Raw genomic sequence first — 21,809 nt, 5'->3', positions numbered from 1 at the left:
GCGCACGTCCAGAAACGTCTCCGCAGCCCTGCTGTCACTCGCCATGGCCGCCACCGTCGTGGCCGTAGTCGCCGACACGCCACGGACACCGGCTGCGCCGCAGCCCGTCACCGAGGCTCCCGACACCGCGACGGCCCTCAGCGCCGCTCGAGCGCAGGGCATCGAGGTCGAAGCGGTCAACATGCGCACGGAGACGCGCGAGGTGTTCGCACAGCCCAGCGGGCAACTCAAGGCCGCCGTCTCCGCACTGCCCCAACGCGTTCAGCGCGACGGCAAGTGGGCGCCGATCGACACGGCGCTGTCCACGACGGACAAGGGACTCGAGACCAAGGCGACCAGCGTCGGCCTGACGTTCTCCCGCGGCGGCACCGAGCCGCTGGTCCGGTTGGGCAAGGGCGGCAAGGAGTTCACCCTGACCTGGCCGGGCACGCTGCCGGCCCCGGTGGTGGACGGTCCGGTCGCGACCTACCCCGAGGTGTTCGAAGGCGTCGACCTCAGGATGACCGCGAAGAACGGCGGCTACGAGCAGCTGCTCGTCGTCAAGACCAGGACCGCGGCCGAGCACGTCGCCGCCGTGAAGCTCGGGATGCAGACCACTGGTCTGACCGTCCGCCCTGGTGCGCAGGGTGCGTTCGACCTGGTCGACGCCGCCGGCGAGGTCGTGTTCGCGGTGCCGCAGTCGCTGATGTGGGACTCGAAGCAGCCTGCCGAGACCGAGGCGCCGCGCATCGACCAGGCACCGGTCGGCGTCGAGTTCGCGGCGGACTCGCTCACGCTGGTGCCCGACCAGAAGCTGCTGACCGATCCCGCGACCGTGTACCCGGTGTACGTCGACCCGGCGCCCGCCGAGAAGTCCAACGTCGGGTGGACGACCGTGTACGACGACGGCTCCCACGCGATGAGGGAGAAGCCGCACTGGAACGGCGCGGACTCCCAGGCGGAGACGTACGCGTGGGTGAGGATCAACCCCACCGCGAGGTCCGGTCGCGCTTACCTGACGTCGCCGAAGCTGATCACGCGGTCGTACTTCCAGTTCGACACGAGCTTCCTCAACGGCAAGAGCGTTTCTTCCGCCCGCATGGACGCCACCGTCGTGCACTCTCCGACCTGCAACGCGTGGCACCAGCACGATCTGCACGTGGCCAACGGGGACATCGGGCCCTCCACGAACTGGAACAACCAGCCGGGCGACATCGGCGTCCTCACCAGCGCGAGCGTGCCCTCGGTGAACGGCAACTGCTCGGACCACAAGGCCCTCTCCTTCAACAAGGACACCTTCCACCACTGGCTCGACGTGACCGGCAACTCCACGTACTGGATCGGTTCGTCGGAGGACGAGAACGCCTGGCGCAAGTTCGATCCCAGCAAGTCGAAGCTGGTCGTCTACTACAACGGCCGCGCGGACACACCGAGGGACCCGTCGACCGAGGAGAACCTTCAGGCTTGCGGCAACTGCGCCGGCATGCCGTGGTACGGAGGCTCGTCGATCAAGCTGAAGGCCACCGTGTCCGATTCGGACGGTGACCAGGTCCGCGCGATCTGGGACGTCTACGACCAGGACCCGATCGACCACGTCAACACCCTGAGCAAGCGCGTCTTCACCGGCGCGCCACTGCCGTCCTGGTCGGTCGCCTCGCAGGACGTGCCGCTGACGGAGGTCAAGGAAGGCTATTTGGTCACCTGGTACGCCGCCGCCACGGACGACGCGTGGAAGTCGGAGTACGTGCTGGGGCCCAAGCAGTTCCGGGTCGACCGCAAGAACCCGGTCAACAAGCCGGACGTCAGCAGCCTCACCTACCCGGAGGACAACCGCTGGCACGGCGGCACCACGGTGCCGGGCAAGTTCACCTTCACCGCCAAGGACGCCGACACCGACAGGTTCGCCTACGGCTGGGGCGACGACACCACCCCGCTGTCGGCACAGGCCGACGCGCTCGGCGGCAGCGCGACGGTCACGCTGCCCATGCCCGGTGACGGCCCGCGCGACCTCTTCGTGCGCTCGGTCGACCGAGCGGGCAACGCCGGCCCGGCACGCGTCTACCACATCTACGTCCGTGCGGGCAGCGGCGCGATCGCCCAGTACGCCTTGGACGGCAACGTCAACGACACCGCGTACCTCGGCGACCGGCACGGCACGGCACACGGTGAGACGAGCTTCACCCCCGGCGCGGTGGGCTCCGCGCTCGCCCTCGACGGCATGGGTGGCCACGCCACCGCCCCGAGTGCCGTGCGCACCGACTCGAGTTTCAGCGTCTCGGCGTGGGTGCGCCTCGACGGCGGACTCGACCAGTACTGGCGTGCGGTCGTGAGCCAGGACGGCAACTCGGTGTGCGCCTTCTGCCTGCAGTACCAGGCGGACAACAGGCGCTGGGTGTTCGTGATGCCACAGCAGGACTCCGCGAACCCGACCACCTGGGGCGTCGTGAAGTCGCTGGAGGAACCCACACCGGGTGCGTGGACTCACCTCACCGGTGTGTTCGACGCCGACACCAAGGACGTCAAGCTGTACGTCAACGGCGTGCTGCAAGGCACAGGCAAGGCCACCTCGCCGTGGAACGCGACCGGTGCGCTGCGCATCGGCCAGGCCAAGGCGCAGGGCACCTTCCACCACAGCATGTTCGGCGCCATCGACGAGGTGCGCGTGCACGACCGTGCGCTGACCGATGCCGAGGTGCTCGGCGAGGTGCGGCGCGACAACGTCCAGGTCGGACACTGGCGGTTCGAGGACGCTCCGGGCACCACCGCGCGCAACTCCGTCACCAACGGAGCGAACGTCGCGCTTTCCGGCGGGGTGTCGTTCTTCGAACAGCGTCCGCAGCCGAAGAACAACGCGCTGCGTTTCGACGGCACCGGGCAGGCCCGCACCGCCGGCGCCGTCGTGCGCACGGACAAGAGTTTCACCGTTTCGGCGTCCGTCACGCTGGCGGACACCACCAGCCCGATGACCGTGCTGTCGCAGGACGGTCCGAGCTCCAGCGGGTTCGTGCTGCAGCAGCGGGACGGGCGCTGGCTCTTCGGGATGACCGAGGCCGGCGGCGGCACGGCGTGGAACGTGCTCGCGCAGAGCGCGCCGGGCACCGCGGTGAAGGACGTGCCGACGCATCTGGCCGCTGTCTTCGACACCGGCACCAAGAAGGCGACCCTCTACCTGAACGGTGACGAGGCCGCGGTGAGCGCTGCCGCCACCAAGCCGTTCTGGGACGCGGGTGGCGCGTTCGTGATGGGCACCGACCAGCAGGGCGCTTTCCTCAAGGGCGACCTCGACGACGTCCGCGTGCACAGCAGGACGCTGGCGGTCGACGAGATCCGCGACATCGTCAAGCTGGACGCCGATCCGGTCCGGCAGTGGCGCCTCGACGGTAACGCCGCCGACGCGTCCGGCAACAACGGCGGCCTGACGCTCGGCGACCCCGTCGACTGGGTGAGCGGCCAGAACGAGAACTCCGACCCGAAGGACCTCGCTGTCCGCCTGACCGGTGTCCCGGGGTCGTCGCTGCGCGCCGGACACGCGGTGGACACGTCGCGCAACTTCTCCGTCAGCGCGTGGGCACGACTGGACGCTGTCGTCACCGACCGCTACCCGGCCGTGCTGTCCCAGGACGGCAACACGGTCAGCGCCTTCCAGTTGCAGGCGACGCCGGACGGGCACTGGTCGTTCGCGATGTTCGGCAAGGACGAGACGAACGGCGGCGGCCGTCAGACACGGGCGATCGGCGCGGTGGCCCAGCAGGGCGTGTGGACCCACCTGGTGGGCACCTACGACGCCGCTCGCGACCGGATGACGTTGTACGTCAACGGCATCGAGGCCGCCTCCGCCACTCATCCGGATGCCTGGGACCGGCCTGACGGTCAGATCCGCATCGGCCGTGCGCAGTGGAACGGCGCCGACGTGGACCTGTTCCCCGGTGCGATCGACGACGTGGAGGTCCACAACCGCGCGCTGTTCGCGGACGAGATCCGCACGAAGTCGGGCCGTGACCTCAACCTCCTGCACAAGTGGCAGTTCGACGAGGGCGCCGGCGCCACCGCCGGCGACGCGGTCGGAGGCAAGGCGGGCACGCTCACCAACGCCACCTACGCCCCCGGCCGTCTCGGCAACGCGGTGAGCTTCACCGGCGCCGGCGAGGTGTCGACGGGCGCGGTACCCCGCACGGACCAGAGCTTCACGGTGTCGGCATGGGTGCACCTGCCGGAGGAATGCTCCACCGCCAAGTGCAAGAAGGTGGCGGTCAGCCAGGACGCGAACCAGAACAGCAAGTTCCGCCTCGGGTACTTCCAGGACAGGAACAACCCCGCCAACTGGATCTTCGAGATGCCCGAGGACGACCTCGGCAACACGGTGATCACGAAGGCCGCCGTGTCGGTCGAGCGTTCCGACTTCAACAAGTGGGTGCACCTGGTCGGCGTCTACGACCGCGCGGCCAAGCAGTTGCTGCTCTACGTCAACGGCAACCGGATGGGCGAGGGCGCGCTCAACAACGCCTGGACCGCGTCGGGTGGCGTGCAGATCGGCCGGTCGAAGCTGGCGGGCGTTCCGGCCGAGGCCGAACGGTGGACCGGATCCGTCGACGACGTCCGGATCTACACCGGTGCGACCAACCTCGACGGCGTGTTCAAGCTGTACAAGTCGTATCCGGCGCGGGAACAACCGGCCGCCACTCTGCCGGTCGCGGACGTCGGGCACTGGAAACTGGACGAGAAGACCGGCACGACCGCCGCGGACAGCAGCGGACGCGGCAACGCGCTCACCCTGAGCGCCGGCTCCACCTGGGGCGGTGGCCGCAACTCCGGCAGCGCCTGGTTCAACGGGTCGAGCGGCGCGGGGGAGACCGCGGGTCCGGTCATCGACACCTTGAGCAGCTACACCGTCACCGCGTGGGCCTACCCGGAGACCGGCATCACCGGCAACCGGTCGATCGTGGCGCAGGACGGCACGCAGGACAGCGCCTTCGTCCTGTCCTACAACGGTGACTCCGGCCGGTGGGCGGTCGTGCAGCCGCACGCGGACGTGAACGGCGGCACCGCCACCGTGCTCGTCTCGTCCGAGCCCGCCAAGATCGGCCGGTGGACCCACCTCGCGGTGGTGTACGACGCCGGCGACCCCGACAACCCCGACAACAAGCAGCTTCGCCTGTACGTCAACGGTGTGCAGTCCGCGGTCAAGGTGGGCGCGACCAGCTGGGATGCCAAGGGTCCGTTCACCGTCGGCCGCAGCAAGTGGGACGGCGTCAAGGGCAGCTGGTGGAACAAGGGCGTCGACGACGTCCGCGTCTTCGGCAAGGCGCTGACGCAGGGCGAGGTCAACCTGGTGCACAACGACGTCATGCTGAACGACGCCGGTCTCTGGAAGTTCGACGCGAGCAACGGCGACGACACCACCTGGCGTGCCAACACGCTGACGATGACGGGCGGCGTCACGTTCGGCCGCGGGGTGTTCGGCACCTCGGCGAACTTCGACGGCACCGGTTCCGCGACGGCCAAGGCGCACGGCGTCAACCCGCGTGACAGTTTCACCGTTCAGGCGTGGGCACGGCTGGAGCGGGATGACAGGACCTACACCGTGCTCGGCCAGGACGGAACCGAGGTCAGCGGCTTCGTCCTGCAGTACCGGCAGGAGTCCAAGAGGTGGGCCTTCGCCGCGCCCGTGCAGGACTCCACGGAGGCGCCGCTGGCGAAGGCTCTGTCCGCGGAGCCTGCCGTGCTGGGACGTTGGACGCATCTCGCCGGTGTGTACGACCACGGCGCCGGACTGCTGAAGCTCTACGTCGACGGAAAGCTCGTCGGCACCACGTCCGGCCGCATGTGGCTCGCTGACGGCCCGATGTCCGTCGGCAGGGGCAAGTCGGACGGCAAGGACGCAGACCGGTTCTTCGGGCTGATCGACGAGGTCCGCGTCGAGCTGGGCATGGCGCCCGACGCGACGCTGCTCGAACGGGCGTCCCGTCCGCTGTCGCCCGCGGGCCAGCTCGGCCGGTTCGTCAGCACCGCCGGTGCGGGCGAGCACTACACGGGCCTCACCGGCGTGGCACCGCTGCCGAACTACCGCTACGAGGGAGTGATGGGCCAGCCGCCGTCGTTGACCGAGCCGAACACGCAACCGCTGTACTCGTGCAAGTCGGGCAACGACCACTTCAGCTCGACCGCCGCGGACTGCGAGGGCGCGACGCTGATCGGTGAGACCGGCGCGGTCTACTCCGTGAAGCCCGTCAACATCCCGGCCGTCGAGCTCAACCTGTGCGTCGTCAACGCGGACAGGTTCACGGCCACGGCGGACGACTGCGAAGGCCAGACGAAGGTGAAGCGCCTGGGCTGGCTGCGCGGCTACGCGTCGCTGTCCCGCTACCTCAGCACGGCCTACCCGTGGGATCACTGGAGCACCACGCACGGTGTGGCCCCCGGTTACCGCTACGAGGGTTTCCTCGGGGTCGTCGGGCTGGTCGCCACACCCGGCACCGCTGTCCTCTGGCTGTGCCGCGAGGGCACCGACACGTTCAGCTCGCGGGACTCGACGTGTGGAGGCAAGGAACGCCTCGGAGGTATCGGCCATGTGTGGACCTCACCGCCGGAGGGCGTGGTGTCCAAGCCGTTGATGCGCTGCCGTGCCGGTGCGGCCGGCAACCGGTTCGATTCGGTCAGCAGCACCTGTGAGGGGCAGGTGGTCGAGGAGCAGCTCGGCCATGTGCTCGTGACCACGCCCACCACCGTCGCGACGTTCTGACCTCTGGGGGAGACGAACACCATGAAGCTCAAGCGCGCCCTCATAAGAGCGATGGCGGTATGCCTCGCGATCACCACCGTGTCGGTGGCGGTCGACGAGGCCGCCATCGCCGCGGGAAGCCCGTCGGTGAACGCGCCGGACGTGCCGTCCGTCGCGGTGTCGAACGGTTCGCTCGGCGCCCGCGGTCAGGACGAGGCGACAACGCGGGCGTTGAAGGGGAACCAGCCCGCGGGCGGTACTCAGCAGGGTGGCGGATCGTTCGCCGCCACCCCGTTCTCGGCGTCGTCCTCGTGGGAGGTGTCGCGGCAGAGCGGCGACTTCTCCTGGTCCTATCCGCTGCGAGTCCCACCGGCACCCGGCGGATTCAGCCCGTCGCTCGCCCTGTCCTACCGATCGTCCGCTGTGGACGGTCTGACGTCGGTGACGAACAACCAGCCGTCGTGGGTGGGTGAGGGCTGGGACCTCTCCGCCGGGTACGTCGAACGCGCCTACGGAAACTGCATGGACGACACCGAAGGCGGCACCACGCCGCCCAAGGTCGGCGACCTGTGCTGGCGCAGCGACAACGCGACCGCCTCGTTCGGCGGCCGCGGCGGCATGCTGATCAGGGACGGCGACACCGGCCCGTGGCGGCTCAAGGCCGATGACCGTTCGCGCGTCGAGCGCACCACGACGCAGGGCAACGGCGACAAGTTCAACGAGTCGTGGAAGATCACGACGGTCGACGGCACGCAGTACTTCTTCGGCACTAGGAACAACGCGAAGTCCACCTGGACCGTGCCCGTGTTCGGCGACGACGTCAACGAGCCCTGCCACGAGAACACGTTCGCGGCTTCGTCGTGCGACCGCGCCTGGCGGTGGATGCTCGACAAGGTCGTGGACCCGCGCGGCAACGTGGTCCTCTACAACTACGAGACCGAGACCAACAAGTACGGCAAGAACCGCGAGAACGCCGCTGTCTCCTACGTCCGCGCCGGCACGCTGGCTTCGGTCGAGTACGGCCTGCGCGACGACGTGAACGCGCCCGCCAGCGGTCGCGTGGAGTTCGGCCTGGAGAACCGGTGCGTCAAGGAGAGCAACTGCTCCCTCGACACCAAGGAGAACTGGCCGGACGCCGCGGTCGCGGATCGCTGCGACGCGGCGACCTGTCCCGACAAGCACCAGCCGACCTTCTGGTCGACGAAGCGCCTGTCGACGATCACGACCCAGGTCCGCAAGGGCAACGGCTACCAGAACGTCGACCGCTGGTCGCTGCAGCACGAGTTCCCCAAGACCAACGACGGCTACAACGCGGCGTTGTGGCTCAAGGGAATCACGCACACCGGTCTCGTCGGCGGTGAGCTCCCGCTGCCGCAGGTGACGTTCGAGGGCACCGCGATGCCGAACCGCGTCGACACCCCGACCGGCATCGGCCCGCTGAACCGCTTCCGCGTCACCGGCGTGGTCTCCGAGGCAGGCGGCGTCACCGCCGTGAAGTACGCCGCACCCGACTGCGTGCCCGGCACCGCGATGCCCGCCAACCCGGAGACGAACGACAAGCGCTGCTACCCGGCCAAGTGGGCGCCGCTGAACGGCGAACCGCGCGACGACTACTTCCACAAGTACGTCGTGGAATCGGTCACCACCACCGACCGCTACGCGTCGAGCGCCGAACAGCTGGTGCGCTACCAGTACCTCGACGGCGCCGGCTGGCGGCGCGACCAGTCGGAGTTCACCAAGGACGACAAGCGGACCTACAACGAGTTCCGCGGCTTCGGCCGGGTCCGCGTGCTCACCGGCAAGGACAACGACCTCGGCGGCCCGGTCACGATGACCGAGGAACGCTTCTACCGCGGCATGCACGGCGACAAACTGCCCGGCAATGCCACGCGCACCGCCTCCGTCGCCGACTCCGAGAACGGCACCCGCGAGGACTCGGACTGGCTGAGCGGCTTCCGCTTCGAGTCGCAGACACACGACAGCACCAGCGAAACCGTCCTCTCCAAGACCATCTCCACGCCGACCTGGCGGGGCCCGACCGCCACCCGCGGCGATCACAAGGCCTACTGGACCGCGCAGGAGTCCTCGACCTCCTACACCGCGCTGAGGTCGGGCGGCTGGCGCAAGACCAAGACCGAGAGCAAGTACGACGACCACGGCCAGGTCACCGAGTCCAAGGACCACGGCGACCTCGACAAGACCGACGACGACCGCTGCACCACCACGTCCTACCTGCAGGACGAGCCGCGCTGGCGCTGGTCCTACCCGCTCGAATCGGAGTCGGTGGCGGCTGCCTGCGGCACCCCGGCCTCGTTCCCGGCCCAGTCGCTCGGCGGCGTCCGCAACACCTACGACGCCGCGGGCAACGTCACCAAGGTCGAGATCATCGACGAACGGCCGGCGTCCGGCGCCGTGTGGAAGGCGAAGCTCACCAGCACTTACGACGTCTACGGCCGCAGCCTCACGGTCACCGACTCGGCCGGCACCACGACGAAAGCCGAGTACGTTCCGAAGACAGGCGGCCCGGCCACGGGCACGATCCGCACCAACGCGCTCGGCCACACCGTGACGACGACGATCGAACCCGCGTGGGGCAAGGACACGAAGATCGTCGACGCCAACGAGAACGTCACCGAGTCCTCGTCGGACGCCCTCGGCCGCACCACCGCGGTGTGGATGCCCAACCGCACGCGTGAGGACTGGCCCACCCAGCCGTCGCAGTCGTTCGCCTACGACGTCAAGCGGGACGCGCCGAGCTCGGTCAGGACGACCTCGATCAGCGCCAAGGGCAACTACCTCACCAGCACGTCGATCTTCGACGGCATCTATCGCGTCCGGCAGACCCAGACGCCGACCGACGGCGGCCGGTTGGTCTCGGACACCAGGTACGACTCACAGGGCCGCCCGTCCCGCACGACGCAGCCGTTCTTCAACAACAAGGCGGTGGACACGAACCTTCTCGTGTTCTCCGAGAGCGACGTCCCAGGCGTGAGCCGCACGGAGTACGACGGCGCCGGTCGCGTCCAGCACTCGATCTACCAGGCCGGTGCGCAGGAGAAGTGGCGCAGCACCACCGCTTATGGCGGTGACCGGATCGATGTCACGCCTCCGAGCGGCGGCACGCCCACCACAGTCATCTCCGATGCACGTGGCCAGCGCACCGAGATGTGGCAGTACAAGGGTACGACCGCGAGCGGCGACCACGACACCGTTCGCTACTCGTACACGCTCGCGGGTGAGCTCGCGTCCACCACGGACGCCGCGGGCAACAAGTGGAAGTGGGAGTACGACCTGCACGGCCGTCAGGTCCGCGCGGAGGACGTCGACAAGGGCGTCTCCACGATGACCTACGACGCGCTGGGCCAGCTCTCCACCGTCACTGACGCGTTGAACAACACCCTCACCTACAGCTACGACAAGCTGGGCCGCACGACATCCGTCAAGTCGGGCACGACGGCGCTGAAGGAGTTCACCTACGACACCGCGGACTACGGCCTCGGCCTGCCCGCTTCGTCGACCAGGTACGCCGACGGCAAGGCCTACACCAACAAGATCGTCGACTACGACCCGCTCGACCAGCCGCTGAGCACCCAGACGGTGATCCCGGACGCCGAGGGGCCGCTCAAGGGCACCTACGCGACCACGTTCAAGTACGCCCCGGACGGCAGCGTCGAGGGCGCCACCTACGGTGCGATCAACGCGGCCGGCATGCCCAGCGAAACCGTGTTCCACCAGTACGACGACTTCGGCCGGCCATCGCAGACCTCGGCCGGTCCGAGCGGCGTTTCGAGCGAGCTGCTGGTCAACAGCACTGCCTACACGAAGTACGGCGAGCTGTACCGACTGGAACTCGGTGCCACCGGCAAGCGCACGTGGTTGTCGTACTACTACGACGACAACACCCGCCGGGCGAACCGCTACATCGTCGACGCCGAAGTCCCGTCTCCCAAGCAGGCGGACGTCAACTACAACTACGACGACGCCGGCAACATCCAGTCCGTTGTGGACAGCACGCCGCTCAGTCCTGAACGCCAGTGCTTCCGCTACGACAACCTCCAGCGCCTGACCCAGGCCTGGACCCCGTCCGGCGACTGCTCGGCGGACCCGGCCACGACCGCGCTCGGCGGCCCCGCGCCCTACCGGCAGTCGTTCGAGTACGACGCGATCGGCAACCGCACGAAGGAGATCCAGTACGCCTCGGGCGGCAACACCACCCGCACCTACAACTACTCGCGGGCGCACTCACTGGACTCCGTGAAGACGGAAGGCCCCGGAGGCAGCAACCTCGACCGCTTCACCTACGACGCCGCGGGCAACACCAAGACCCGCAACCTGACCGGCGCCGCGCAAACGCTCGACTGGGATGTCGAAGGCCGCGTCGGCAAGATCGCGGGCGACGCGAAGGACACGTCCTTCGTCTACGACACCTCAGGTTCGCGCCTGCTGCGCCGAGACCCAGACGGCACGACGCTGTACCTGGGCAGCCAGGAGATCCGCCTGGCCAAGGGCGCCACCAAGCCCACCGTCACGCGCTACTACTCGCACGGTGGCCAGATCGTGGCGATGCGCGAGGGCACCACCAAACTGACCTGGCTGGCCAACGACCACCAGGGCACGGCCCAGATCGCGGTCAACCGCGACACGATGGCGGTGGAACGGCGCCGCCAGACCCCGTTCGGCGCACCTCGCGGCGGCGCGGCCACGTTCCCCGGCGAACGAGGCTTCGTCGGGGGCACCATCGACGTCTCCACCGGCCTGGTGGAACTGGGGGCGAGGCAGTACGACCCGGCGATCGGGCGGTTCATCTCGGTCGACCCGATCCTCGACCCGGACGATCCGCAGCAGTGGGCCGCTTACAGCTACGCGAACAACTCGCCGATCACGTCGAGCGACCCGACCGGTCTGCTGCCGATGAGCTGCCTGGACGGTGCCGGTTCCGGTACCTGCTCCTACAAGGACAACAGGACCAGCGGTGGCAGTTCTGCCTCTACCCCGGGCACCGACAGGGGGTCGCAGGGCATCGTCGCGGACGACCGCGAGGGCATCGACGTCTACTACGACTACGACACGGGCAAGAGCTACATCGGTGACTGGGAGGTCATCGGCGCTGGGCCTGACGTGTTCGCGCTGGCCGACGAGATGCGCGCAATCAGGTCGAAGATCATCGCCACGGACTGGTACCCGGCGCCGGAGGACCCGGACGGCCGCTACAGCACCGTGCAGTTGCTCGACTTCGCGATGAAAGCCTGCACCTACTCCCAGACCGCGGGGTGCAGCCACGACTTCAAGATGCAGTTGATCGGTTCGCACCTCACCGCGGTCGGGCCTGACTTCAGCCGACCCGGCGGTCCGTCGCCGATGCGGGGTGGCGGCAAGAGCGGCTCCGCGATGTCCGCCCGCGAGTCGTTCTCACCGCGCACCTTTTGCCGGAACAGCTTCACCGGCGACACGCTGGTCCTGATGGCCGATGGCACGACGAAACGGATCGACGAGATCGAGGTCGGGGACGAAGTCGCGAGCAACGATCCGAACAGCCCGTCCGAGGAGATCGGGCAGCACGAGGTCGTCGCCGTCATCGTCACGGATGAGGACAAGGACTACGTCGACCTCGTGGTCTCGACTCCGTCCGGCGAGAAGACGATTCGTACGACCGCTCACCACCCGTTCTACGACGCCGTCGCCCAGGACTGGGTTCACGCATCTGATCTGGAGTCCGGCGACCTGCTTCGAACTCCGAATGGCGATCACGTCGCGGTGGCGGAGACTCGCGCCTATCCGGCGGTGATGCGCACCTACAACCTGACCGTGAACGAGGTTCACACTTACTACGTCATGGCGGGTTCGGCGCCGGTCCTCGTGCACAACTGTGCGAAGGAGCGGCCTCGCCGGGGTGAGGGCAGCCACGTGGCCCAGTTGGTGAAGGCCGAGATGGACAGGGTGAAGGAGGTCGCGGCCGAACTCGGCTTCAGCGGACTCGGAGCCTTTGGTGATGAGGTCTGGGGCAACAAGGACGGGAGCCTTGCTCTGAGAACGCCAGAACATGTCAAGAAACTGCAGGACATGGGAATGACTCAGAGACAAGCAGGCATCATCCAGGACGCCTATGCCAAGGTCATCGCCGTCGCTCCCGGTAATCCCAGCGCCGGCCAGCGGGCGAAGCTCTTCGAGTACGTCGCCAAACGCCTACCGAGGTGAGGGACATCTGTGAAGATCCGAGTGGTGGCGAAGCAGAAGGCTCCGCTTCTCGTCGTTTTCGAGCCGTTGGGAGAGGAGTACGTAGTTCCTCCGGGCGAGCACATCGTTGTCGAATGGCTCGGTGATGGCGAGGGCGAGATCGCTGTGCACGACGACCACGTGAAGCTCTGGGATCCCATTCGCGGTTCAAAGCGAGTGTGGACAGCGGAGGGCGACGAGCTGCTCAGCTGATCGGTAGCCGGTGGGCCGTGTCCGACGTGTGTCGGACACGGCCCACCGGCGTAAACCGGCAAAACACCCGCAGGCGTCTCGGCACCCCGCCGGGGGCACTGGCAGGATGGGACGATCAGCGCGTCCGACAGAGGTGGTCCCCGTGACGAGTCCGTTCGCCAACCCGAACCGGCCCGGCGTCCCTCCCCGCCTGCCCACCCCGCCGACGGGGTGGCCGGTCGGTTCGTACGCCACGTATGAGGAAGCGCAACGTGCGGTTGACCATCTCGCCGTAGAGGATTTCCCGGTCCAGGACGTGATGATCGTCGGCGTGGACCTGATGCTGGTGGAACGGATCACCGGCAAGCTCACGTGGAGCCGTGTCCTCATGACCGGTGCGGCGAGCGGCGCGTGGTTCGGTCTGTTCGTCGGCCTGCTGCTGACTCTCTTCAGCCCGGAACCGGGCGTCACCGTCGGACCGGTGCTGACGGGTCTGATCACCGGTGTGTTCTTCGGGCTGGTGTTCGCGGCCGTCGGGTACGGGTCGGCGCGCGGTAAGCGGGACTTCCAGTCGGCCAGTCAGCTCGTGGCCAACAGGTACGACGTGTTGTGCCACCCGAAGTCGGCCGAAAAGGGGCGTGACCTGCTCGCACGGCTGGCCATGCGGCCGGTGAACCCCGGCAATTGAGACGCCCTACATGCCCATTGGTTCTGAATCGTTGCCTCTCTTGGTTGCGGCTCGTGATCACCCGGCCTAGGTTCATCTGACCGGTCCGCCCGGTGCGGCCGGTGGCACGACGAGGTGCCGGGCGCTGCGGTCTGGCTCCTCCGTGTAGTCGGGAAGGAGGCAGGGCCGATGGGTGCGACACGGCGCTATCGACTTGCCGCCGGAGTGGGAGCCGCGGTACTCGCGGCAGGAACGCTCACGGCGTGCGGGTCGGGCGACGGCGGCATCACCGTCAACGTCTACAAGTATCCCCAGGAGAACTTCCAGGCCATCGTCGACAGCTGCAACGCGAAGGCCGGCGGGCGATACAACATCGTTTACAACAAGCTGCCGCGTGAGGCGGACGGTCAGCGCGAGCAGATGGTGCGCAGACTCGCGGCCGAAGACGACAGCATGGACGTCCTCGGGCTCGACGTCACGTGGACCGCGGAGCTGGCGAAGGCGGGCTGGATCAAGGAGTTCACCGGCTCCGTCAAGTCCCAGGTGGAGAGCGGCACGCTCAAGACGCCGCTCGACACGGCGACCTACGAGGGCAAGCTGTACGGAGCTCCGGACAACACGAACGTCCAGCTCCTGTGGTACCGCTCGGACCTCGTGCCCACGCCGCCGAAGACGTGGGACGAGATGATCTCCATGGCCGAGGCGCTGGTGGCGGAAGGGAAGCCCGGCCAGATCGTGGCGCAGGGGAAGCAGTACGAGGGGCTCGTCGTGCTGTACAACACCCTCGTCAACTCCAACGGCGGCACGATCCTCGACGAGAACGGCACCAAGGCCGTCGTCGACGAGAAGGCCGTGCAGGCGTTGGCAGCGTTGAAGAAGCTGGCCACGTCCAAGGCGATCGACCCGTCGTTCTCCAACGCGGCCGAGGACAACGCGCGCCTCGCGATGGAGAACGGCAGTGCGGCGTTCCAGCTGAACTGGCCGTACGTCTACGCGGCGGCGCAGAAGAAGCCGGACTTCGCGAAGAACTTCAAGTGGGCGCCGTACCCCACGGTGAGCGGTGACGCCGCCAAGGTCACCGTCGGCGGGATCAACTACGCCGTCAGCAACTACACCACGCACGCGGACGAGTCGTTCGACGCGGTGTTGTGCTTGCGCGGTGCGGAAAGCCAGAAGATCGCCGCGCTCAAGGACGGTGTGCCGCCGACCATCGAGGCCGTCTACGACGAGCCCGAGATGGCCGAGGCGTACCCGATGCGCGACGACATCAAGGAGACGCTGAAGAACGCGAGTGTGCGGCCGCGCACGCCCGCCTACCAGAACGTCTCGACGGTCATCTCCACGATCCTCTCGCCGCCCGCGAGCATCGACCCGCAGGCGACGGCGGACAGGCTGCGCAAGGAACTGCAGGACGCTCTCGACTCGAAGGGGGTGCTGCCGTGAGCCAGACAGCAACGGACGACACGGCGACGACCGGGGCAACGCCTGCGTCGGTCGCCCCCAAGAAGAAGGTCGCGCTGAGCGAGGGCAAGAGGGCCGAACGCCGGCTCGGATGGCTGCTCTGCGCACCTGCCGCGATCACCATGATCGCGGTGACCGGCTGGCCGATCCTCTACTCGCTGCTGCTGTCGATGCAGAGGTTCGACCTGAAGTTCCCGGACCGCACCGAGTGGATCTGGTTCGACAACTACGTCACGGTGCTCAGCAGCCCGTACTGGTGGAACGCGGTCTGGGTGACGGTGTTGCTCACCGTCGTCACGGTCGCCGTCGAACTGGTGCTGGGCATGTCGCTCGCGCTGATCATGCACCGGGCGCTGGTCGGCCGCGGCATCGTCCGCACGACGACGCTGATCCCGTACGGCATCGTCACGGTCGTGGCCGCGTTCTCCTGGCGCTTCGCCTGGACGCCCGGCACCGGCTACCTCGCCGAGGCGCTCGGTGGCGATCCCGTGCTCACGGAGAAGATCCCGGCGCTGATGGTCGTGGGTCTCGCGGAGATCTGGAAGACCACGCCGTTCATGGCCCTGCTGCTGATGGCGGGTCTGGCGCTGGTGCCGGACGACCTGCTCAAGGCCGCCGCGATGGACGGCGCGAACGGGTGGCAGCGGTTCATCAGGATCACCGTGCCGATCATGAAGCCGGCGATCCTCGTGGCACTGCTGTTCCGCACGCTCGACGCGTTCCGCATCTTCGACAACCTCTTCGTGCTCACCGCGGGTTCGCAGGGCACGTCGTCGGTGTCGATGCTGACCTACAACAACCTGATCAAGGGCTTGAACCTCGGTATCGGATCCACGATGTCCGTGCTGATCTTCATCATGGTCGCGATCATCGCGTTCGTGTTCATCAAGCTCTTCGGCACCGCTGCCCCCGGCAGTGACGACGGAGGGAAGCGCTGATGGCGGGTATCGGAGGAGCGGAGACCCCGGCCAAGAAGTGGGGCTGGGGCGTGCTCAACACGGTCGTCGTGATCTACGCGCTGATCCCGGTGCTGTGGATCGTGTCGCTGTCGTTCAAGTCGTCGAAGACGTTGTCCGACGGCAACTTCATCCCTCGCGAGTGGAGTCTGGAGAACTACCAGAACATCTTCTCGACGTCGGAGTTCACGCGGGCGCTGATCAACTCCATCGGCATCGCGATCATCGCGACCGCGATCGCCGTGGTGTTCGGCACGATGGCCGCCTACGCCATCGCGCGGCTGGAGTTCCCCGGCAAGAACCTGCTGGTGGGCGTCTCGCTGCTGATCGCGATGTTCCCGCAGGTCTCGCTGGTGTCCCCGTTGTTCGAGATCGAGCGTTCGCTCGGCCTGTTCGACACGTGGCCCGGTCTGATCCTGCCGTACATCACGTTCGCGCTGCCGCTTGCGATCTACACCCTGTCGGCGTTCTTCCGCGAGATCCCCTGGGAGCTCGAGAAGGCGGCGAAGATGGACGGTGCGACGCCGGGGCAGGCGTTCCGTCGCGTCATCGCGCCGCTGGCCGCGCCGGGTGTGTTCACGACGGCGATCCTGGTGTTCATCTTCTGCTGGAACGACTTCCTGTTCGCGATCTCGCTCACCTCGACCGAGCAGTCGCGGACCGTGCCGGTGGCGCTGTCGTTCTTCACCGGCAGCTCGCAGTTCGAGGACCCGGCCGGGTCGATCGCGGCGGCCGCCGTGGTCATCACCATCCCGATCATCCTCTTCGTGTTGTTCTTCCAGCGCCGGATCGTCGCCGGCCTGACCTCCGGCGCCGTCAAGGGGTGAGTTGACCAATGGCAGAGATCGTTCTGGACAAGGTGACCAAGAGGTACCCCGACGGCGCGCTGGCCGTGCAGGAGGTCAACCTCGAGATCGCCGACGGCGAGTTCATCATCCTGGTCGGACCGTCCGGCTGCGGGAAGTCCACCACGCTCAACATGATCGCGGGCCTGGAGGACATCACCGACGGCGAGCTGCGCATCGGCGGGCAGCGCGTCAACGAGAAGGCGCCCAAGGACCGCGACATCGCGATGGTGTTCCAGTCCTACGCCCTCTACCCGCACATGACGGTGAAGGAGAACATGGCCTTCCCGTTGCGGCTGGCCAAGGTCGACAACGCGACGGTGGAGAAGAAGGTCAAGGAGGCCGCGGAGATCCTGGATCTCACGCAGCACCTCGACCGCAAACCGTCCAACCTGTCCGGTGGCCAGCGGCAGCGCGTGGCGATGGGCCGCGCGATCGTGCGCAACCCCAAGGCGTTCCTGATGGACGAACCACTGTCCAACCTGGACGCCAAGCTGCGCGTGCAGATGCGCACCTCGGTGTCGCGCCTGCAGAAGCAGCTCGGCACGACCACGGTGTACGTGACGCACGACCAGACCGAGGCGATGACCCTCGGCGACCGGGTCGTGGTCATGCGCGGCGGTGTCGTGCAGCAGATCGGCGCGCCCCAGTTCCTCTACGACCAGCCGGCGAACCTGTTCGTCGCGGGCTTCATCGGCTCCCCGTCGATGAACTTCGTGCCGGCGACGCTGGAGAACGGCTCGTTGCGCTCGATCCTCGGCGACGTCACGCTGACGGACCGGGTGCGGCAGCTGGTGGAGGGTGCCGACGCGCCCCGCGAGGTGATCATGGGCATCCGCCCGGAGCACTTCGAGGACGCGGCACTGGTCGACGCGGCGGCGTTGTCGTCGGGCGGCAAGTTCACGCACCAGGTGGACGTGCTGGAGTCGATGGGCTCGGACAAGTACGCCTACTTCAACCTCACGGGCGAACAGGCGGCCTCGGCCGAGCTCCAGGAGCTCGCGGCGGACGCGGGATCGGACGACGTGCCGGGTGACGGCATCTCGCTCGTGACGCGGCTGTCCTCGGCGTCCGACGCGGTGGAAGGCGCTTCGTCGGAGATCTGGTTCGACGCGGACAAGGTGCAGCTCTTCGACCCGTCCAACGGCAGGAACCTGACTTACACGGAACGGTGAATTCTCGTTTCCCGGGCCGCCTTCCCCTCGTGGGAAGGCGGCCCGTTTCTGTCACTCGAACGAGTGAGGGCAAAAGCCCTCGTGCACCTGGGACTGATTAGTCCGGCCCTATCTGCCCTGCCGAACTCGGTTCGCCATTGGGCGCTCGGCAGCGACAACTCATCGAAACATGCTCTTCGCACCTCGGGACAGTCCGCACGCTTGTCGAAGGCGGGGACAGGACCACAGGGGGGTTCGGGAACCGCCGCCGAGTGAAAGAGAGCGCGCAATGGGGATCCTGGACGGTAAAGCGGTCGTCATCACGGGGGCAGGCCGGGGGCTGGGCGAGGCCTACGCCATGCACGCCGCCCTCGCCGGCGCGTCCGTGGTGGTCAACGACAACGACGGTGACCTGGCAGAACGGGTCGCGGAGCACATTCGCGAGTTCGGCGGCCGCGCCGTGGCCTCGAACCACACGGTCGCCGATCCCAGCGAGGCGGCCAAGATCGTGGACCTGTGCGTCGACGAATTCGGCCGTGTCGACGGCCTGGTGAACAACGCGGGCCTGAACTACGAGACCGCGCCGTGGGAGGACGACCCCGAGACGATCAAGCAAGTGGTCGAGGTGAACGTCCTCGGCGTCATCTACGTCGGAATCGCGGCGATGCGGGCGATGCGCGCCACCGGTGGCGGCTCCATCATCAACATTTCCTCCGGCGCCTCATTCGGCCAGCGCAAACTCGCCACCTATTCGGCGACCAAGGGAGCGGTGGCCTCACTGAGCTACTCGTGGGCTCTCGACCTGGAGTCCGAAGGCATCCGCGTGAACGCCGTGTGCCCTGTCGCGCACACGCGGATGGTGTGGAAGTCGGAACGTTCTCTGCGCGCCATTCCGGCCGACCGGACGCCGGGCAAGGTGGCGCCGCTCGTGCTGTTCCTGCTCTCGGACCGCGCCGAGGGCATCACCGGGCAGGTCATCCGGTGCAACGGCAGGCAGTTGCACATCGTCGGGCAGCCGTACTTCAAGCAGCCGATCCTGGAGAGCGACAACTGGGACACCGCTTCGGTGGAGCGGGCGTTCACGGGTGTGTTGCAGGCCCACCTCGAACCGTACGGGTTGGAGAAGAGGATGCCTCCCCGGCTCCGTGCGCTGGTGGAGCCTTCGCAGACCGCCTGAGCCCGCGGAGGAGGTGTCGCTCGGCGCCCCGGGCGGCGCCTCCTCTACTTCCAGGCCGGATAAGCGGGCGCGACCTCGGCGTAGCGCTCGCTCCAGTTCGGCGGGGTCTCGTCGCGCAGGAAGGCTTCCGCGCGGTCGAAGAACGCGTGCGTGCCGGGTGCGAAACCCCTGGCGTTGCGTTCGGACAGTCCGCGGTGGGTGAACTGGAGCAGGGTCTCGTCGCCGTCCGCGGTGAGCTCGTAGCGCACGACGCTGTCCTCCACGATGCGCTGGTGCCACTCGTGTTCGAAGACCGCGCGGCCGTTCGCCGGCGGCTGCCACGTCAGGATGCGGCCCGTGACGCGCTTGGCCTCCATCGGAGCGGGCGGATCCTCGGGCTCGATGACGACCGTTTCGCCTTGCGGGTCAACGGTTCCCTCGCCGAACCACGCCTTGCGCTCGGCGTCGTCGGTGATGGCCGCCCAGACGCGGTCGATGGGGAACCGGAACCTGCGGTGGAACGTGAGGGTGGCGTGCGCGCCTTCGGCGGTGATGGTGCCGAGGTCGTTCATCCGTTCTCCAGGTGCTGTCGAAGTGCGTCGAGGTGGTCGCGCCAGAAGCGGCGGTACGGGGTGATCCAGTCGTCGATGCGTTGCAGGCCATCGGGTTTGAGCGCGTAGACGCGGCGCTGACCGTCCGGTCGCACCTCGACCAGGCCCGTTTCCCGCAGGACGCGGAGATGGCGGGACACGGCGGGCTGGGTCAGCGAGGGCAGGCTGTCCACGAGTTCACCCGCGGTGCGTTCGCGTTCGGCCAGCAGGCTGATCAGGTGCCGCCGGTTCGGTTCGGCTACTGCCTCGAAGACGTCCACGGTCAGTTGTATAACTCAGCACGTATATAAGCGCAAGTGCATATAGGCGTTCTGGTGACGTTTGCGCACGTCACACGGATGGCTGCGGAAATTGTCGGTGCCGCCTGTCACCATCGGGACATGGCCGAACGTAAACCCAGAGTCACCGACTGGAGACTTGTCGTGCAGTCCCGGCTCGACCGGGTGCGCGCGGATCTGGCCGCGCTCGGCCCGTCCGATCCGGTCGATCCCGAGGGCGACGTGTGGCGCCGCACCGCCGAGGAGCAGGCGGCCGTGGTCGAGGCGATGCTCGGCAGCCGCGAGCCGTGGTGGCGCATGCTGCCGTCGTGGTGGTCGGGCTGGCACATCGAACGCGCCTGGCGCGCCCTGCACGAGGCCGAGGTGGCGACGATCTCGGCCGAGCGCGGGTTCCTGGGGCGGCTGCCGGGTCTGCAGGCACGGGTGGCGCAGTACCTGGACGACGACGACCCACGCCGCCGAGCCCTGGAAGCGTTGCGGCCGGGGGAGTTCACGCCCGCGGTCGAACGCGCGATCGTGGTGGACGCGCTGCGTGCCGCCTACGACAACTCGGACTTCGCGCACGCGGGTTCCCGTGCGTTGCGCAACAAGCTGATCGCCGCGTCCCTGGTGCTCTTCGTCATCAACACGGTTCTCGGCGTCGTCGGCATCGTGAAGCCGGGCATCATCCCGCTGTGCGTCGACCCGAAGGAGAACGCGCTCCCGACCGTCTGTCCCGGTGGCACCGCGAAAGCGTCCGGTGTGGACGTGTGGCTCGTGCAGGTGCTCGGCTCGTTCGGCGCGGTGCTGGCCTCCGTGGTCCTGCTCTTACGTCGCCGGCCATCGCTCTCGCCGTACGTGATGATCGGCTACCAGGCACTGATCAAGATCATGCTCGGGGCGGCACTGGCGGTGGTCGGCATCCTGGCACTGGGCGCCGGCGTGACGAGTGGGCTGATCGGCATCCCGTCGGCGGCCGCCTTGCTGCTGTGGGCGGTCATCTTCGGTTACGCCCAGCAGATCGGCACCCGGCTGCTCGACAAGTACACCGACGAGGTGCTGGACCAGGCGCGGCCGCTGCCGGACGCGGACGGGCCGCGGGTGGCACCCCGGTGAGCGCGGGTCAGCCGGCCGTGCGCTGGTAGCCGATCAGCTCGTCGGTGCTCTGGTACCGGGTGAAGCCCGCCTTCTCCAGCACGCGGGCGGAGGCGGGGTTGGCCGGCTCGACGTTCGCGTGGACGGTGTGCACGCCGTCCAGTTCCAGCGCGAACGCGGTAAGGGCGGCGGTCGCTTCCGAGGCGTAGCCACGTCCCTGGCGCGAGGGCACCACGCCGTAACCGATCTCCACCCTGCCGTCGGAAGGAGGCCAGAACAGGCCCAGCGACCCCACGACTTCCTCGGTCGCCCGCTCGATGATCAGGCGGTGCCCGGACGGCGACAGCCAGACCGGGTTCTCCAGGAGCACCCCGGCGATCACCGCGTCGCCCTCGGAGGGGAAGTCGGCCGCCCACGACGGCAGGCGTGTTTCCCCCACCACGGCCTTCACGTCGAGCTCGGACCACGGGCGCAGGATCAGGCGTGCGGTTACAAGATCAGTCAC

General features: G+C 67.9%; 13 protein-coding genes. 10 read left to right on the top strand and 3 right to left on the bottom strand.

Annotation, left to right across the window (positions count from 1 at the left end):
* The first annotated feature begins 43 nt into the window (after window positions 1-43).
* The 9 genes from SK854_RS39125 (at window position 44) to SK854_RS39085 (ending at window position 19,362) form a co-directional block, all read left to right on the top strand.
* Window positions 44-6,718 carry a LamG domain-containing protein gene (locus tag SK854_RS39125; RefSeq protein WP_319980190.1) on the top strand — a complete coding sequence of 2,225 codons (6,675 nt, stop codon included), beginning with the start codon at window positions 44-46 and terminating at the stop codon, window positions 6,716-6,718.
* 21 nt (window positions 6,719-6,739) lie between these two features.
* The gene (locus SK854_RS39120) at window positions 6,740-12,892 is read left to right on the top strand and encodes a polymorphic toxin-type HINT domain-containing protein (protein WP_319980189.1); all 6,153 of its coding nucleotides are present in this window, start codon (window positions 6,740-6,742) and stop codon (window positions 12,890-12,892) included.
* A 9-nt stretch (window positions 12,893-12,901) separates the two neighbouring features.
* Window positions 12,902-13,123: a hypothetical protein gene (locus tag SK854_RS39115; protein ID WP_319980188.1), complete on the top strand. Its 222-nt coding sequence runs from the start codon at window positions 12,902-12,904 to the stop codon at window positions 13,121-13,123.
* A 106-nt stretch (window positions 13,124-13,229) separates the two neighbouring features.
* Window positions 13,230-13,790, top strand: a complete 561-nt coding sequence (locus SK854_RS39110; RefSeq protein WP_319980187.1) for a general stress protein — start codon at window positions 13,230-13,232, stop codon at window positions 13,788-13,790.
* Between the two features lie 168 nt (window positions 13,791-13,958).
* The gene (locus SK854_RS39105; RefSeq protein WP_319980186.1) at window positions 13,959-15,212 is read left to right on the top strand and encodes an ABC transporter substrate-binding protein; all 1,254 of its coding nucleotides are present in this window, start codon (window positions 13,959-13,961) and stop codon (window positions 15,210-15,212) included.
* Entirely contained in the window at window positions 15,209-16,168 is a 960-nt protein-coding gene (locus SK854_RS39100; protein WP_406601880.1) for a carbohydrate ABC transporter permease, read from the top strand. The genes SK854_RS39105 and SK854_RS39100 overlap by 4 nt, the downstream gene beginning before the upstream one ends.
* Window positions 16,168-17,013: a carbohydrate ABC transporter permease gene (locus SK854_RS39095; RefSeq protein ID WP_319980185.1), complete on the top strand. Its 846-nt coding sequence runs from the start codon at window positions 16,168-16,170 to the stop codon at window positions 17,011-17,013. Before SK854_RS39100 ends, SK854_RS39095 begins: the two co-directional genes overlap by 1 nt.
* 8 nt (window positions 17,014-17,021) lie before the next feature.
* Window positions 17,022-18,206 (top strand): ABC transporter ATP-binding protein, encoded by a 1,185-nt coding sequence (locus SK854_RS39090; protein ID WP_319980184.1) that lies wholly within the window; start codon window positions 17,022-17,024, stop codon window positions 18,204-18,206.
* 268 nt (window positions 18,207-18,474) lie between these two features.
* Window positions 18,475-19,362, top strand: coding sequence for an SDR family NAD(P)-dependent oxidoreductase (locus SK854_RS39085; RefSeq protein ID WP_093602373.1), 888 nt, complete (start codon window positions 18,475-18,477; stop codon window positions 19,360-19,362).
* A 44-nt stretch (window positions 19,363-19,406) separates the two neighbouring features.
* Here the strand turns inward: SK854_RS39085 and SK854_RS39080 are convergent, their stop codons facing one another.
* Together SK854_RS39080 and SK854_RS39075 are read right to left on the bottom strand one after the other, a co-directional pair.
* Window positions 19,407-19,913: an SRPBCC domain-containing protein gene (locus SK854_RS39080; protein ID WP_319980183.1), complete on the bottom strand. Its 507-nt coding sequence runs from the start codon at window positions 19,911-19,913 to the stop codon at window positions 19,407-19,409.
* On the bottom strand, window positions 19,910-20,212 hold the full coding sequence (locus SK854_RS39075; protein WP_319980182.1) for an ArsR/SmtB family transcription factor: 303 nt from the start codon (window positions 20,210-20,212) through the stop codon (window positions 19,910-19,912). The genes SK854_RS39080 and SK854_RS39075 overlap by 4 nt, the downstream gene beginning before the upstream one ends.
* Window positions 20,213-20,332: 120 nt before the next feature.
* On the opposite strand from SK854_RS39075, the gene SK854_RS39070 reads away from it, so the two are divergent.
* Window positions 20,333-21,325 (top strand): hypothetical protein, encoded by a 993-nt coding sequence (locus SK854_RS39070; protein WP_319980181.1) that lies wholly within the window; start codon window positions 20,333-20,335, stop codon window positions 21,323-21,325.
* Between the two features lie 7 nt (window positions 21,326-21,332).
* On the opposite strand, the gene SK854_RS39065 is transcribed toward SK854_RS39070, so the two are convergent.
* The gene (locus SK854_RS39065) at window positions 21,333-21,809 is read right to left on the bottom strand and encodes a GNAT family N-acetyltransferase (RefSeq protein WP_319980180.1); all 477 of its coding nucleotides are present in this window, start codon (window positions 21,807-21,809) and stop codon (window positions 21,333-21,335) included.

The organism is Lentzea sokolovensis (assembly GCF_033949975.1).
GTDB lineage: Bacteria > Actinomycetota > Actinomycetes > Mycobacteriales > Pseudonocardiaceae > Lentzea > Lentzea sokolovensis.
Note: the sequence above shows the minus strand (reverse complement) of the source record. Positions and strands in the feature narration are given on the sequence as shown.

What these genes read in the sequence shown, in the direction of transcription:
- SK854_RS39125 (WP_319980190.1), top strand. Translation starts at nt 44, where the DNA reads ATGGCCGCCACCGTCGTGGCCGTAGTCGCCGACACGCCACGGACACCG.
- SK854_RS39120 (WP_319980189.1), top strand. Translation starts at nt 6,740, where the DNA reads ATGAAGCTCAAGCGCGCCCTCATAAGAGCGATGGCGGTATGCCTCGCG.
- SK854_RS39110 (WP_319980187.1), top strand. Translation starts at nt 13,230, where the DNA reads ATGGGACGATCAGCGCGTCCGACAGAGGTGGTCCCCGTGACGAGTCCG.
- SK854_RS39105 (WP_319980186.1), top strand. Translation starts at nt 13,959, where the DNA reads ATGGGTGCGACACGGCGCTATCGACTTGCCGCCGGAGTGGGAGCCGCG.
- SK854_RS39095 (WP_319980185.1), top strand. Translation starts at nt 16,168, where the DNA reads ATGGCGGGTATCGGAGGAGCGGAGACCCCGGCCAAGAAGTGGGGCTGG.
- SK854_RS39090 (WP_319980184.1), top strand. Translation starts at nt 17,022, where the DNA reads ATGGCAGAGATCGTTCTGGACAAGGTGACCAAGAGGTACCCCGACGGC.
- SK854_RS39085 (WP_093602373.1), top strand. Translation starts at nt 18,475, where the DNA reads ATGGGGATCCTGGACGGTAAAGCGGTCGTCATCACGGGGGCAGGCCGG.
- SK854_RS39080 (WP_319980183.1), bottom strand. Translation starts at nt 19,913, where the DNA reads ATGAACGACCTCGGCACCATCACCGCCGAAGGCGCGCACGCCACCCTC.
- SK854_RS39070 (WP_319980181.1), top strand. Translation starts at nt 20,333, where the DNA reads ATGGCCGAACGTAAACCCAGAGTCACCGACTGGAGACTTGTCGTGCAG.